Annotated in this window: 14 protein-coding genes; 8 read left to right on the forward strand and 6 right to left on the reverse strand. The window is 33.6% G+C overall.

The genetic code is table 11. From position 1 onward, the window contains the following. The first annotated feature begins 7 nt into the window (after positions 1-7). On the forward strand, positions 8-1,468 hold the full coding sequence (locus tag JAZ75_RS00940; protein WP_232789324.1) for a glycoside hydrolase family 10 protein: 1,461 nt from the start codon (positions 8-10) through the stop codon (positions 1,466-1,468). A 403-nt stretch (positions 1,469-1,871) separates the two neighbouring features. Here the strand turns inward: JAZ75_RS00940 and JAZ75_RS00945 are convergent, their stop codons facing one another. The 5 genes from JAZ75_RS00945 to JAZ75_RS00965 form a co-directional block, all read right to left on the reverse strand. After that, complete coding sequence (locus tag JAZ75_RS00945; RefSeq protein WP_183912269.1) at positions 1,872-2,507, reverse strand: DUF4136 domain-containing protein; 636 nt, start codon at positions 2,505-2,507, stop codon at positions 1,872-1,874. 600 nt (positions 2,508-3,107) lie between these two features. Next, positions 3,108-4,025: a sugar phosphate isomerase/epimerase family protein gene (locus JAZ75_RS00950; RefSeq protein WP_208699758.1), complete on the reverse strand. Its 918-nt coding sequence runs from the start codon at positions 4,023-4,025 to the stop codon at positions 3,108-3,110. A 23-nt stretch (positions 4,026-4,048) separates the two neighbouring features. Further along, positions 4,049-4,798 (reverse strand): DeoR/GlpR family DNA-binding transcription regulator, encoded by a 750-nt coding sequence (locus tag JAZ75_RS00955; protein WP_208699760.1) that lies wholly within the window; start codon positions 4,796-4,798, stop codon positions 4,049-4,051. A gap of 122 nt (positions 4,799-4,920) precedes the next feature. Next, complete coding sequence (locus tag JAZ75_RS00960) at positions 4,921-5,529, reverse strand: HAD family hydrolase (RefSeq protein ID WP_208699762.1); 609 nt, start codon at positions 5,527-5,529, stop codon at positions 4,921-4,923. 11 nt (positions 5,530-5,540) lie between these two features. Continuing rightward, positions 5,541-5,936 (reverse strand): VOC family protein, encoded by a 396-nt coding sequence (locus JAZ75_RS00965; protein WP_232789325.1) that lies wholly within the window; start codon positions 5,934-5,936, stop codon positions 5,541-5,543. A gap of 105 nt (positions 5,937-6,041) precedes the next feature. Between JAZ75_RS00965 and JAZ75_RS00970 the strand changes: the two genes are divergently transcribed. From JAZ75_RS00970 to JAZ75_RS00980, 3 genes are all read left to right on the forward strand, one after another. Further along, positions 6,042-7,208, forward strand: coding sequence for an MFS transporter (locus tag JAZ75_RS00970; protein ID WP_208699764.1), 1,167 nt, complete (start codon positions 6,042-6,044; stop codon positions 7,206-7,208). Positions 7,209-7,738: 530 nt separating this feature from the next. Further along, complete coding sequence (locus tag JAZ75_RS00975) at positions 7,739-8,152, forward strand: DUF1772 domain-containing protein (protein WP_208699766.1); 414 nt, start codon at positions 7,739-7,741, stop codon at positions 8,150-8,152. Between the two features lie 344 nt (positions 8,153-8,496). Beyond that, positions 8,497-8,904: a hypothetical protein gene (locus tag JAZ75_RS00980; protein ID WP_208699768.1), complete on the forward strand. Its 408-nt coding sequence runs from the start codon at positions 8,497-8,499 to the stop codon at positions 8,902-8,904. A 276-nt stretch (positions 8,905-9,180) separates the two neighbouring features. On the opposite strand, the gene JAZ75_RS00985 is transcribed toward JAZ75_RS00980, so the two are convergent. Then, positions 9,181-9,990: a class I SAM-dependent methyltransferase gene (locus tag JAZ75_RS00985; protein WP_208699769.1), complete on the reverse strand. Its 810-nt coding sequence runs from the start codon at positions 9,988-9,990 to the stop codon at positions 9,181-9,183. A gap of 292 nt (positions 9,991-10,282) precedes the next feature. Between JAZ75_RS00985 and JAZ75_RS00990 the strand changes: the two genes are divergently transcribed. From JAZ75_RS00990 to JAZ75_RS01005, 4 genes are all read left to right on the forward strand, one after another. Then, entirely contained in the window at positions 10,283-10,984 is a 702-nt protein-coding gene (locus tag JAZ75_RS00990) for a hypothetical protein (protein WP_208699771.1), read from the forward strand. Between the two features lie 5 nt (positions 10,985-10,989). Continuing rightward, complete coding sequence (locus JAZ75_RS00995; protein WP_208699773.1) at positions 10,990-11,850, forward strand: hypothetical protein; 861 nt, start codon at positions 10,990-10,992, stop codon at positions 11,848-11,850. 259 nt (positions 11,851-12,109) lie between these two features. After that, positions 12,110-13,711 carry a Na+/H+ antiporter gene (locus JAZ75_RS01000; protein ID WP_208699775.1) on the forward strand — a complete coding sequence of 534 codons (1,602 nt, stop codon included), beginning with the start codon at positions 12,110-12,112 and terminating at the stop codon, positions 13,709-13,711. A 42-nt stretch (positions 13,712-13,753) separates the two neighbouring features. After that, entirely contained in the window at positions 13,754-14,254 is a 501-nt protein-coding gene (locus JAZ75_RS01005) for a YdeI/OmpD-associated family protein (protein WP_208699777.1), read from the forward strand. Positions 14,255-14,740 lie beyond the last annotated feature (486 nt).

Here is a 14,740-nt window from a genome sequence, read left to right on the forward strand (position 1 = left end):
CTATTAAATGATGATGAAAAGAAATGCTACATACGCTATCCTACTGCTGTGCTTTACAGCATTGCTGTTTAGCTGTTCCAAAGATTCAGACATAACGGCTGAACCGATAGATCCCCCTATTGAGGAAGGCCCGCTATTTCCCCGGAAAGAAATGAGAGCCGTCTGGATGACGACAGCCTGGGGCCTGGACTGGCCTCAGAGTGTTTACTCGGAGAATGCTCAAAAAGCCCAATATATTGCTTATCTCGATAAATTTAAAACCCTAAATATCAACACCATTTACTTTCAAGTAAAAGGAATGGGAGATGCGTTTTTCAATTCTGCATACGAACCCTGGAGCGCTGCTATCACCGGAACAAGAGGAAAAGATCCGGGTTACGATGTACTCAAATTTTTAATTGACGAAGCGCATGCGCGGGATATTGAATTCCATGCCTGGATGAACCCTTACCGGATAGGTACGAGAGCTGGTGCAGCACAGCCCTACCCTGCACTACATCCTACTATTGATCCGGACTGGGTAATCAGTCATGAAAAGATTCAGATCTATAATCCAGCACTACCCGAAGTACGCCAGCGTTTATCGGATATTGTCAAGGAGATCATTTCAAAATATGATGTTGATGGAATTCACTTTGATGATTACTTTTATCCAGACCCATCTAGTGCTGGAACAATGATTTCTGATGAACAAGATTTTGCTTTATACGGACTCGGAGAGAAAACGATTGGTGATTTCAGAAGAACCAATGTAGACAAAGCGATCAAAGCGGTCTATGATGTAATTGTTTTGACAAAACCAGGTGTAGCGTTTTCTGTATCACCTGCACCAAGTAATGCGTATAATATGAATACACTCTACGCAAATGTAACCAAATGGTGTCAAGAAGGGTGGGTTGATATTGTTATTCCACAGCTCTATCAGGAAATAGGAAATACCACTAACGACTTTAAAACTAATCTAGGCTTTTGGCATCAGTATAATTACAAAGCGGCACTGGTCATAGGACACGGATTCTATAAGTTTGGCGATGCAACAAATCCAATTGCTTTTCAGTCAACCGCAGAATTGCAAAAACAAATTGACCTGACGAAAACTCGGAAAAAAGTCGTTGGCAATGCCATGTACAGTGCAAAGTATATGATAGACAATCGTATTGGGATAACAGATAAATTGGCTGAAATATATAAATATCCTGCTGTTCGCCCATTTGTTGGCAGAGCGGTGACTGCTTTACCCACTGAAGCACAAAACGTAAAAATTGAAGACGGTGTACTGAAATGGACCATATCTGGAGATGTAAAATCTGTTGTTTATTATTTCGAAAATTTAAAAACAGCAGGAGAAGTTGTAGCGATAACAAAAGAAAACAATCAATTGATTTCTAAAAATGGTTTTTACAGTGTAGCAACTTTTAATCAAGATAACCAAGAGAGCAAGCCCTCTCCTTTTGTCGAGAAAAAATAAAGCAATATTAAAATTATGTAAAAAATCCCAAAACACATTTTTCATCATGTGATTTTGGGATTTTTTGTTAACATAATAGGGCCTTCAATCTAACATCATTAATTAACCATCCAATGAGTTGAATTCTTAGTTTTTTTAATGAAAGTATTGACCCTATAAGAAGGTCATAAATCCCCCTCTACATATTATTTTTCTATTCAATTGCATCTTTATATTTAATATTTCTGCTGGAATTAAAAGATTTTGAAATCTATCGTGTCTGTTCAGGACAACCTTGTACATCGATACCAATATGACCTGCTGATCAAATTTTCAAACAGATGAAAATTTATTGATAAAATAAGTAATTACCCGTGTAAGATGTTCATAATTTAAACATTTCCACGAGTGATATTGTGATGTACTAATTTGAGATTAAATTATCTTTCTTTAACTGCTTGGCCATTGCCTTTTTATATCCCGCTAAAAAACTATCCAAAGAACCTGGATTATAACTCTCAGATTGAGTTGACCAGACGAGTTTCCCTGTGCTCACATCGTATAAATTTGTTTCGATGTAATAAGTTTTCTCTGTAGTATAGTAGCCATTGTTATAAAGGTTACCGTACCAAAAATCATAATAACCACCAAACGTTCTATAATAGCCAAAAGTGTTCACAGGATAAACAGAAACATTTGGAATGTATCTGGATTCTGACTTAGAATCAATTAAAGCAATGGTCAATATGGCATCACTATTTGTTCCGGCTACTTTCTGCATAGCTAGATCTGAACGCTTGGGTTCCATACTTGCAAGATTAGGCGGAAAAACATCAATACTCTTTACACTCGTTAAACCGAGTGAAGTGAGTGATGAAGCAATTTCATCTTCCACTTTCTGACGAGCAGGAACATTATCTGTCATAACTGCCACAAATATTCTACTATACTTCTTCAGATCGACAGCGGGATCACGCCAAGACCCTGTAATCATACTGCTGGTTGCACAGCTGGAAAAAATAAGCACTATGGTGCAAATTTGTAAAATGAACTTTTTCATAATTATAAAATTTATTATTTCTTTTGTAACACTAATTCTCAAACTTGATTTCTAACTCATAAATTGGGACAATAGATTAATAATCGACAAACTTCTTTAAGATAAATGCATTATTCAACACTTTTCGACTATTATATTTCAATCTAAGAACATAATTTAAGCCTATTTTGTTTAATAATTTTCATTACTGTTATTAAAATGAAAAAATATCCGTTTCAAAAATGGTATCATGACCCTTTAATTTACTGAGTTTTCTAATAATAGATTTTGTGAAAAATTATATTTGTGTTTGAGTATCACCCTAGAGAAGCTAAATTTACTATAGAAATACCTCTATCTTTTCTTACTGATAAAGTACGGTACCCACTAAACATACTCTTTTAAGGATTTGTTCTATTGGGTACTATTTTTTTTGCATTATCTTAACTCAAAAAAACAGCATTGATACGCTGTACTGAGAACTCTATCCTTACAAAATGGAAGACTAACTAATCGTAAATCATTAATAGAAAAATTAAGTTTTAGGTTGTTTAAGAAAGACAAAGCCTTGTTCCATTTTATTGAAACAAGGCTTTATTTATGATATAATCACAGCTAGAATTATTTTTGATATGTTTTCTTTACAAATGGCGCTTTAAGTAAATAATCTATACTTTGTTTTAGTCCAACTTCTAGATCTGCAGTTGTCTCTTCAAGCTCAACAAATATATTCTCAACACCTGCAATATCGGTATTGGCAAATATCGCATCAAAACCTACCATACCACTCTGACCAATCTCACGGTGATCTTTAATATGCAAAGTAGCATATCTTCCAGGATATTTTTTAAAATAATCTACAGGACTTGCTTTTCCAATAATAGTCCAATATACATCCATTTCAAAAAAGACATTTTCAGGTTTAGTATGTTCAATCATGTAATCAAGCATAACCACTTTTCCTTCTACCTTTTCAAACTCATGGGCATGATTATGATATCCGTACTTGATACCATATTCACGGCAAAGCTGACCAATTTCATTGAGATACTGACATTCAGTATCAAGATCTTTTATTGTCTTTGGTAAATCTAACCATGGGGTAACGATATATTTAATTCCTGCTGCTTTGTGTGCAATGATAGTCTCTTTCCACCATGTTAAGGCTTTGGAAAAATCGCCTGAAGCTAATTCCTCTTGGGTTAAAGTTCTTGACGCATGTGAAGAAAGAACTTTCATGCCTGCTTTTTCCACATTATTTTTGAATACTTGCGGTGTGGTATTATAAAACATACCGTCCTTATATCCTGCAGACTCAACGGATGTATAACCCATTTTAGCAAGTTTTTGTAAAACTGAGAAATAATCAGCATTATACGTATCTGGCTGTACATGACTTCCAATCATACTTCTAACTGAATATAACTGTAACCCAATTTCTTTTTTTAATAATTGTTCCTGCGCCTGTACTGTATTAAAAATGGACCCCATCCCCGCCACTACAAAAAGAAGTGAACAGGTTAAAAATTTAAGTTTCATATATAAGTTTTAATTTCTAATTTTTAAACCAATGTTATCGGTTGTTGCCTGAATTCGTCTAAGCTCTTATCTGTAGTGGCTAAATTGGTTATCAGCACATCGATTTGTTCTACATCACATACTTTAAAAGACTCTGTAACTCTTAAACGATCCTGATTTGCAAGAGCTACTACTTTCTTCGCTGATGCCAGCATCGCCAATTTAACCTCCGCATCTTCTTTAACCACAGCAGATATGCCAAATTTCGAATCAACCCCACATGTACCCATGAAATAAAGATCTGCAATGTAACTTCTTGCCTCATTACAGGTTGTCTGGCCTACCGTGCTTGCTGTTTGTTTATGGTATTTCCCGCCCAACAAAATCAGTTCAATATTGGGATAATTTTCTAGAATCGGAATAAGCATGGCATTGCTTGTTATAATTCTAAGATGAATATCCGCAGGCAGGTAATTAACAATAGCACATATTGTTGTGCCTCCATCCATAAAAAGAGTCATTTCTTCTTTTATAAACTGCTGTGCCTTGAGAGCAATAACATCCTTCTCTCTCTTTAAATAGCTGTTTCGATCTTCGAAAGTAAGCGGGTTTTTAGAACGTTGAATTGCACCACCACGCACTTTAGATAAAAGGCCTATTTTATACAAATGATCAATATCTCTTCTAACAGTATCTTCGGAAACATCGAGCTTTTCTGCTAATGATTCATAGCTGACCATCTCCTCACTTTCTAGTTGATTTAATATAAATTCAAATCGTTTTTCTTTTAACATAGCTACTTACTGATATAAAGATTTGCCTACAGGATTTTCTATTATTTCTAATACAACTTGATTTGCAATATTATGCATTTAAATTTTAATTCGCAAAAAATTGCAATTAATATATTATAAACTTAAACAAAGCCCTGAATCCTCACTTTTTGCAATTCCAACTTTAATGCTATTGAATTTGTAAAATGTATGGCAGCAAATCCAAGCTTTACTGAGGCCTTTACATTTTCAATGTTATCATCGATAAAAATGCATTCTGTAGCCAGTAAATTGTATTTTTGCAACAAAATTTTATAGAGCTTTTCATCTGGTTTAATAAACCCTTCTTCACCAGAAACAACAATGCCATCAAAATCTGCAATAAAGTCAAATCGATTTTTAACCAATGGGAACGTTTCGGAAGACCAGTTCGTTAAAGCATAGACTTCATAGTGTTTTTTTAACTCCTGTAGAATAGCAATAGTACCATTAATTTCACCTTTTAGCATCTCCGGCCATCTTTTCCAAAATACATCGATTTCATTTTCAAATTGGGGATACTGCTTTTTCAGCTTATACATTCCTTCGTCAAATGATCTTCCTTTATCTTGTTGCAAATTCCAATCTGTAGAACAGACATTTTCTAAGAACCACTCCATTTGATCACTTTGAGAAAATATATCCCGATATACATACCGAGGATTCCAATCTAAAAGAACACCTCCGATATCAAAAATTACAGCTTTTATCATTATTTCTATCTTTAAGCCGAAATTTCTAAATAATTCCCCTCCGGATCCAGCACAACACTCTCATAATATCCGTCACCTGTAATACGCGGCTCACTTGCAATTGTAAAACCATCATTTCGAAACCTTTCTGTCAACAGATCAACAGCCTCAGTTCCCCCTATTGAAATAGCAAAATGCGCAATTCCTTTGCTAAAACCTCTTTTTGAAGGTTCATCTACAATATCAGGTCTGTTCATAAGTTCTAAGCGCGTAACGCAAGTACCAAACTTAAGAAAATATGATGTGAAGCCATTTTTTAAATTCTTATATTTCTCACTACATTCTAAGTTGAAATAAGTCAGGTAAAAGTTGCGCATTTTTTCCAAGTCATCTACCCAAATTCCAATGTGTTCAATTTTCATGTTCATCTTATTATTGTTTAATTGTTTTGCAAACATATGCAAATTTATATAAATTTGCATATGTTTGCATAATAATATTAAGTATTAGAAAATTCATTTAGAAAAATAATAATGATAGAAAATCAAACAAAAAAAGCAAAAAGAGCAACCCAATTCATTTTTTTAGTCTGTGGATTAGCAATTTCAAACTGGGCACCAATGGTACCATATGTAAAGGAAAGATTGGATATTAACGAGGCCGAATTAGGATTATTACTTTTATTTCTTGGCTTGGGTGCCGTAATTATGATGCCAATAACAGGTCTTTTATCAAAACGCTATGGCAATAAAATTGTGATTCTATGTACAACAGCAATCATTGCTCTTACACTACCTCTATTACTGATTATTTCATCAGCTTCACTAATGGCATTGTGTATATTTATTTTTGGTGCCAGTATTGGCGCCATAGATGTTGCGATGAATTCGCATGGTATACTAGTTCAAAACAAATATAATCGTCCGATTATGTCTTCATTACATGGTCTTTTCAGTTTGGGAGGCCTATTTGGATCCCTTGGTTTAGGATTTTTAATTAAAATGGGATTGATTCCTCAAATAGCAGCAATTTCAATAGCACTCCTGTTGTGTTTAATTGTACTTAGTCAATTCAACTATTTATTTGATCATGCTACAGAACAAAAATCTCAGATTATACATAAACCAGAAAAACAGCTAGAACACAGTTCAAAAAAACTGATTTTTAATAGAACGGTACTTTTTTTTGGTCTACTATGTTTTGCCAGCTTTCTCTCAGAAGGCGCTATGCTAGACTGGAGTGCTGTATTTTTAAAAGATATCAAAGATATTGATGTCGAATTTACCGGAGCTGGATATGCCACTTTCTCTATTGCTATGGCTAGCATGCGATTAATGGGGGATCGTTTGGTTGAAAAATTAAATACAAAAACAATGGTCATTGGCGGTAGCCTACTAGCAGCTCTAGGGTTGATAATAGCTATTTATTCAATCTGGATGCCTTTCGTTCTTTTCGGCTTTCTATTGTTAGGAATAGGTTCTGCAAATCTTGTCCCCTTGTTTTTTAGTGAGGCTGGCAGAATATCGACAGTCCCTACATCTGTAAGTATTCCAGCAATAACAACCATGGGGTATGCAGGTCAACTTATGGGGCCTGCTATCTTAGGATTAATTGCTCATCAATTCAATCTTGAAGTCGCATTTTTATTTTCCGCTACATTAATGGTATTAATTGCAGTCTTATATTTCTTTCGTAAGTAAAAATGCAAATAGTAATACCTGAATGAATTTGACTTTGGGTTTGAAGTTATTTTAAGACAATCGTTAATTTCTAACCTAAATATTTAAAGAAATTATTTACTGACAATAAGCCCTATGACATTGAAATTAAAAGCTGCAAAAAACCATTGAAAAGAGTTTGTTTAAGAGCATTATCTTAACGTCAGCTTCGCTATTTTTCAAATTATGGGTAACTAAAAAAAGAACGATGAGAAACAAATAAATCACTATACTCTTAAACTGAGAGCATAAAGGGGCTAACGAAAGTTGGCCTTTTTAATTATTGATAATAACTCGCAAAATAATAACTGCAGAAGTAAAGATCCCGATTCGATATTAGATCACGCTATGATGAGACAAATCTCAAATTTTCCATCCGATCAAAGTTGGAAATGACATGAAATTGCCGGTTCAATTTTTGAAATAAAATTATAATGGATATATTCAAACTTAACTTACTCAAAATCAAAATACAATAAGAAACACATCCTCTAAACAAATTCAGCTCATTTATGAAAACACAAGAATTATTAGCAGTGACAACTATCCTCTCTGGTCTAATGTCGGGCTTCTTTTTTGCATATACATTTTCAGTAAATCTGGGACTTGCCAAACTAAATAACAAAGAATACCTCACAACGATGCAAAGTATTAACAAAGAAGTATTAAATCCAATTTTTTACATTAGTTTTTTTGGCACTTTGTTTTCACTTGTTATATCTTCGATCATATATTTCGATATTCATTCGCCTAAATTTTTTCTGATATTTATTTCATGTATAAGTTATATAATCGGTGTATTCGGCATTACAGCTATACGGAATGTGCCATTAAATAATCAAATAGAACTATTTGATATCTCAAAAGCATCGGAAGAATCAGTACAGAAAATGAGAGCTACCTTTGAAAAGCCCTGGTTGTTTTGAAATAATATTAGGACATTAGCTTCATTTGTAACTTTCGCTTGTCTCGTCATAGCTTTAGCTTGCCTAAACCACTGATTTAGATCCGTACAAAAGAGAAATGTACTATCAACAATCATATACTATTTATATGGGAATTAGTAAGATCCACTATTAATAGAAATAGCGACACGAAATATTTTATTTTAACGTATGACCTTATCACAAATTAAACATTTTTACGTTCCTAATTTTTGAATTGGAGAACTATATTTAAGAGTCTAATTTTAAATTTATTGTCTTTTTGAAAAAAAATAGGCTACTTATCATCTACTAAGTGTAATTTTGTAGTTTAATTTTAAATAAAGATGCCATATCAAACTGTTTTTGTTGAATTTTATGAACAAGTAAAATTAAGTATCAATCAAGGAACTTTTGCAAAACTTACCTTAGCCAAAACAATTGGAGATACCGAACTTAAAAATATTTATGTCCGACTTCATATTTTAGAAACCGGAGGGTATAAACTTGCCTTAACATTGCGATACAAAACAGAAGAAATTGAGAGCTTTCACACGTTTGATGAAGCTTTTACTGTTTTAAGTTCATACCTTAAGAATCCTTTTATAACTGCTTTACTTTTCACTACCGAAATGGATCTAACATTTAAAATCAATAAAAAAAATGCAGGAAGTCTTACAGAACAGATACCCACATTTAAAAATGCTTCACCCGTAATGTTAGAAATGCTTGATAAAGGGATCGTAAAAGTATAATTTAAATTACATAAGTGAATGAATCATTACCGGGGACAGCAGTTGTTCCTAACAGGTTCAGACAACTGCTATTCGAAGACTAATAAGAGCTAAAATATTATAATATTGAAAAAAGCCTAAAAGATTATAAATTAGGTTTTACAAACGGAAATTACCGCAAATAATCACAATTTAACAAGACTCTCAAACAGTAATGACCCGCTATTTCCATTTAGAGAATATATGAGAACTATTCTTTTTTAACTAAAGATTAAAATAATAACGGAGAAAGGTTAGTTAAAGTTTACTTTTCTTTGTTGCGACGATAGCATAAATCATCGGTATTTTATTGTCCAAATGCTTAATACGGTATTTTTTAGGTTCAAACTCAATCATGTTATTGAAAACATCATAAGGCGAATAATCGTATTCTTGAAAACCCACTACTTCCATTTCGTGATTAAGCAGACTGCCTACAACCTCACTCATACTATGATTCCAAGTTACATAAGACTGAGAAATAGCGGCACCTTTGTCTGCATAAGTTCCGTTTTCTGTTTCCACAATTGGAGCCACATTAAAATAATTATAACCAATTTTATCAAAATTATCATCAAACATCCAAACAACCGGATGGAACTCAACAAAAATTAATCTTCCATTTGATTTCAAAAAATTCGAAATTATTGTTGCCCATCTCTCCAAATCAGGTAACCATGTTATGGTCCCATAACTTGTAAAAACAATATCAAACTGTTTATCTAAATGGTTTTCTAAATCATACAAATCACAACAAATAAACTGGGCATCTGAATTTGTTTCTATAGCAATTCTTTTTGCACTTTCAATAGCTTTGTCCGATAAATCAACACCTGTGACTTCCGCTCCAAGTCTGCTCAATGAAATGGAGTCCTGGCCAAAATGACATTGTAAATGTAAAATACTTTTCCCTTTAATATCTCCGAGTATTTCTAATTCTATGGGATTGAGTGAGCTTGCTCCTTTTAAAAATCCTTCAAGATTGTAGAACTCTGATTTTAAGTGTGTATCAGTTCTATTATTCCATGAATGCTTATTTATTTCAATATAGTTATTTTCTGTTTCCATTTAAGATTTGTTAAAAAACACACTCATTCAAAAATTATTGCTTATGTCCGTTTATGATTTTTTTTGCTTTGGTTACGACTAAATTACTAAAAAATTACTGGAACAATGTTGAATTCGAACGGTTAAATCCTTTTTGATTTTCCTATCGATTCTTAGCTACAATTTATTTATGAACGCTAACTTAGTTCTTACAGAAGATGACCCAAACATAGACAGCGAGAAAGGTTTTTAGTATCTTCTCTAATACATATATACTCATCAGGAATATGATAAATTAAACTTATTTTTGGATATGAGCATATTTACATACCATCTAGTAAAGACATCTTATTTATGGGCTTTAAAAGCCATTTTATTCCCACCAAAGCCATTTCAAAATTCGGGATTAATTCATATGGAATGTATGACAGCAATGACATTAGGCTCAGCCATAACCTCTCCTTCTCGGCTTTTTTCTAAACAGGTTGCTGTATTCGCACAGTGGAACGATGAAGCATCGGTTGACCAATTCTTAATCGAAAACAAATTTGGGCAAGTGTTGTCGACAGGATGGCACACACGATTAATTTTTCTGAGGCAATGGGGAAAAATAACTGAATTCCAGATTCCGGAATTAACAATTGAATACGAACCTCTGGATAGCCCCGTTGTAGCAGTAACCTTAGCTCGTATGAAATTATTTGAAATTCCAAGATTTATACGCTGGGGTAGACCTGTAGAAAAACTGGTCCGTGATCATCCCGGCACTTCCTTTTCTTTGGCATCAATAAGACACCCGAGAACTGTTTCTACATTTTCAATTTGGAGATCCCAAAAAGAAATGACTGATATGGTTTTAGGACATAGTAATGTACATGCTCCGAAAAGACATGTCAATGCAATGAAGGAAAGAAACATCAAAGATTTTCACTTTGAATTTACAACTTTGCGATTTAAGCCCTTATCTGAATTTGGTGAATGGAATGGGCGTACTCACCTAATACCTCACCTATGATCAAAATGAGTTTAGCACACCCAATGCAAAAGATTCAAGATTGGGTTACACAACAATGGGTAATTTTTTTTGGTAGAAAAATTGACATCAAAAATGATAATTGGTTAATGGGACCATTTGGTAATTTGAAAGTAATTGATAAGAATTATATTGATCAACTTGCTAAACTTGAAAATTTAATAATTGATACTACCTCTGAAATATATGGATTGATACCTGTTATGAGCCAACTTCTTTTGTCTCCTCATGAATACGCCAGATTATCACCTAAAGTCATTGATTTTTATGAACAAACAACACGATATGAGCTAAATTTTTCAGTAAAGTGGAATTCCTTTTTTAAAGTTTTCGGATTATTATTGAAAAAATTATTCAGCGCTCGATTAAATCAATTAAATATTCCAAATTATGATATTCAAAGTCCTGAATCTATTTCGAGCGAAATAGTCAGACTTTTAGATGCCAAAACTAACCAAATTAAATATGTTTTCTGGCTCAGAACAATTACCTCAACTGACGAAGGAATATACTCTGGAGCATATGGAATCTGTCAATTGCCGTGTGGCACGTCATGTATAAAAGCTGTATTCCCACTGCCTCATGGTAATGCCACCGTTATTATGACACCAAAAGTTGGGGTAAATGGCGAATTAATATTAAATTCGTCGGGTCAAAAGTTTGGTGATGCAGGCTTTTATTTTTTGCTAAAAGATGCTAAAGGTCAGCATTGGTCAAAATATATCCGTTCTTTTCGTGATGAATTAATCATAAACGAAACTGATAAACAATTGACTGCAAAACAAACGCTAACCCTATGGAATTTAAATGTTTTGAAATTTAATTATGAAATGTTTCAAAAACAATAGTCTATTAATTGGCCAAAATTAATCTACCTAAATAAAACGAATTAAAACAGCGAATCAGCGAAACTCATTTTCAGGAGCATTCAGGACTTTAGATGGGCAACAGGGCCAAATAAATCATTAAGAGAGGAATCTAATTCCCGCTGTTATAAAAAAATGTTTACCGTTTATTTTTAAGCGTCTAAATAGATACAATAAAATGAAATGTTTTACCTTTATGACGTGGATACAATTGCGCATTAAGAATTATTAAAAAGAACTTATGGTAGAAGAGAATGTCTTATTAGTTTTATCGTTATTTTTTGTTATGGCGATGCTATTTGTAGTAAGTCAAAGGATCAAAATTTCTTATCCCATTTTATTGGTTATTGGGGGTCTAGGCATCTCTCTAATTCCAGGTATGCCCGTGATCAGTATTAATCCTGATTTGGTTTTTTTAGTATTTTTACCTCCACTGCTATTTGAAGCTGCCTGGTACACCAATTGGGACAGTTTGAAGAAATGGCGCAGATCCATTATGAGCTTAGGCTTTGGTTTAGTGTTTTTTACATCGATTGCTATCGCCTACTTCTCCGTTAATATTATTCCGGGGTTTACTTTGGCACTTGGATTTTTATTGGGCGGTATTATTTCTCCACCCGATGCTGTTGCAGCTACATCAGTATTAAAAGGTGTGCAGATTCCTAAGCGGGGGTTAACATTGTTAGAGGGAGAAAGCTTGGTCAACGATGCAGCCTCTCTGACCGTATTTAGGTTTGCCATAGCTGTGATCCTTACTGGTCAATTTGTATTTCAAAAGGCGGCTTCGGAATTTGTCGTATTATCGATTATGGGTGTTGTCGTAGGCTTAGCAGTAGCACATATATTGTATTTATTTTTACGCTATGTTGCAAAATCTTCAAGCATTTCGACTCCGATCACATTAATCGCCCCATACATCATGTATCTTGTTGCGGAGCATTTTCATTGGTCGGGCGTGCTTGCTGTTGTGAGTGGTGGATTATTTTTATCATTCCGTTCTGGCGATTATTTAAATTATCATACACGCATACAAACAAAAGAAGTCTGGGCTACCCTAGGTTTCTTACTCAACGGCTTCGTATTTATTTTAATTGGTTTAGAGTTACCCGTTATTGTAGCAGGACTTGGCCAATATTCACAAGAAGAAGCCATAAATTACGCCCTTATTATAAGTGCTATTGTTATTGTATTACGGATTGTTCTGGTATATCTTTCAGAATATTTACCTCGGATCCTATCTAAAAAGATCAGAACAAAAGAGAAAAGTCCAGGCTGGAAATTACCGCTTGTAGTAGGTTGGGCAGGCATGAGGGGCGTAGTTTCTCTTGCATCTGCATTAGCGATACCATTAACTTTAAATAATGGAGATCCTTTTCCCCACCGTAATTTAATTCTTTTTATCACCTTCGTTGTTATCCTAATTACATTAGTTTTTCAAGGATTGACCCTTCCTATTCTCATAAAAATAATCAAGATGGATGAAATTGATTTAGAAGAACCACTCGAAAATCAGATTGATGAAATTCGCGTGCAATTAGCAAAAGACTCGATTGCTTATCTGGATAGCAATTACAGTAAAGAAATGCAAGAATATGAAACTATAGCAAGAATCAGAGAGCAATTAATCAGAAGTATTACGGTATCTGAAAATGCTAAGCAGGAAGATAGGCGAGCTCAATTGACTGCTGTAAGAAGTCTTTACAATAAGATCATGTTAGAGATAGTTGCGGTTAGAAGAAATGGATTGTACAAATTACGACAGGAAAAACATTACGACAGTAGTATTATTAAAGATTTGGAATATACACTAGATTTAGAAGAATCTAGATTAAAGCGTAAATAAAGGGTTATATTTTTGTTGTTTCGTTATAATTTATGATAAATCATGACTAATGAAAATAAAGAATTGCTTTCATTTGAAGCTAAATTAGAGATCATCGGAATTAATCCCTTCGTGTATCTGCCCCAGGAAGTTTTATCTGAAATCTTGAAAAGAGCAAAAAAAGAAAAAGGAAAAATTCCGGTAAAGGGCCGTGTAAATAACATCGATTACACACAGACATTGTTAAGGTATAAAGGAGAATGGCGTCTTTACATAAACACAAAAATGTTAAAAAATTCACCTCAAAGAATTGGTGAACTCCTACAAATTACGATACAGATCGATACAACACCAAGAATCATAAATCCCCACCCTCAATTGATGCATGCCCTGCAAAATAACTCGGTTGCAGCAAAAAGATTCAATGAGCTTACACCATCCCTAAAATTAGAAATTACAAAATACATTTCACTTTTAAAAACTCAAGACAGTATTAATAGGAATGTTGAAAAAGCAATAGATTTTTTAATGGGAAATGGCACATTTATTGGCCGAAAACCTTAAATAAGAAATGTAAAGAAGTTAGAATTTAAAAGAACACATGATATATTCTTCTTAACGCACTGTTTATTAAGTAAAATAAGGATCTTATAATTTCATTCCTACTTACTCATTGACACAGAGATCCTTTAGAGCGATACAAAACGACCTTAATCAATAACTCCATATTAAACACACTAGTTTGATTATGAAATTGTTAAATATCCCTATAAAATAAAAACTAAAAGACCATTATAAATAACCTTCTAAGTTAAAAACATATTATGGATAAGAGTTAACTAAAAGCATCAGCGTATTTTAATCGGATGACAGTAGGAAATCTTCACGTGGAGGATTAAAAGAATCTATAAGTTCACCTGCGACTATGAGATTGTAACGTGAACTGTGTCAAGGGAATAATTTAATAAGATTTTTTATATTTAATTATTCAAACGACATGGTCATGAAAGAAAAGACCCCATTCGACTTTGAACGCTTCAAAGATGAAGC

Origin of the sequence: Sphingobacterium sp. UDSM-2020 (assembly GCF_016132525.1) — a bacterium.
Classification (GTDB): domain Bacteria; phylum Bacteroidota; class Bacteroidia; order Sphingobacteriales; family Sphingobacteriaceae; genus Sphingobacterium; species Sphingobacterium anhuiense.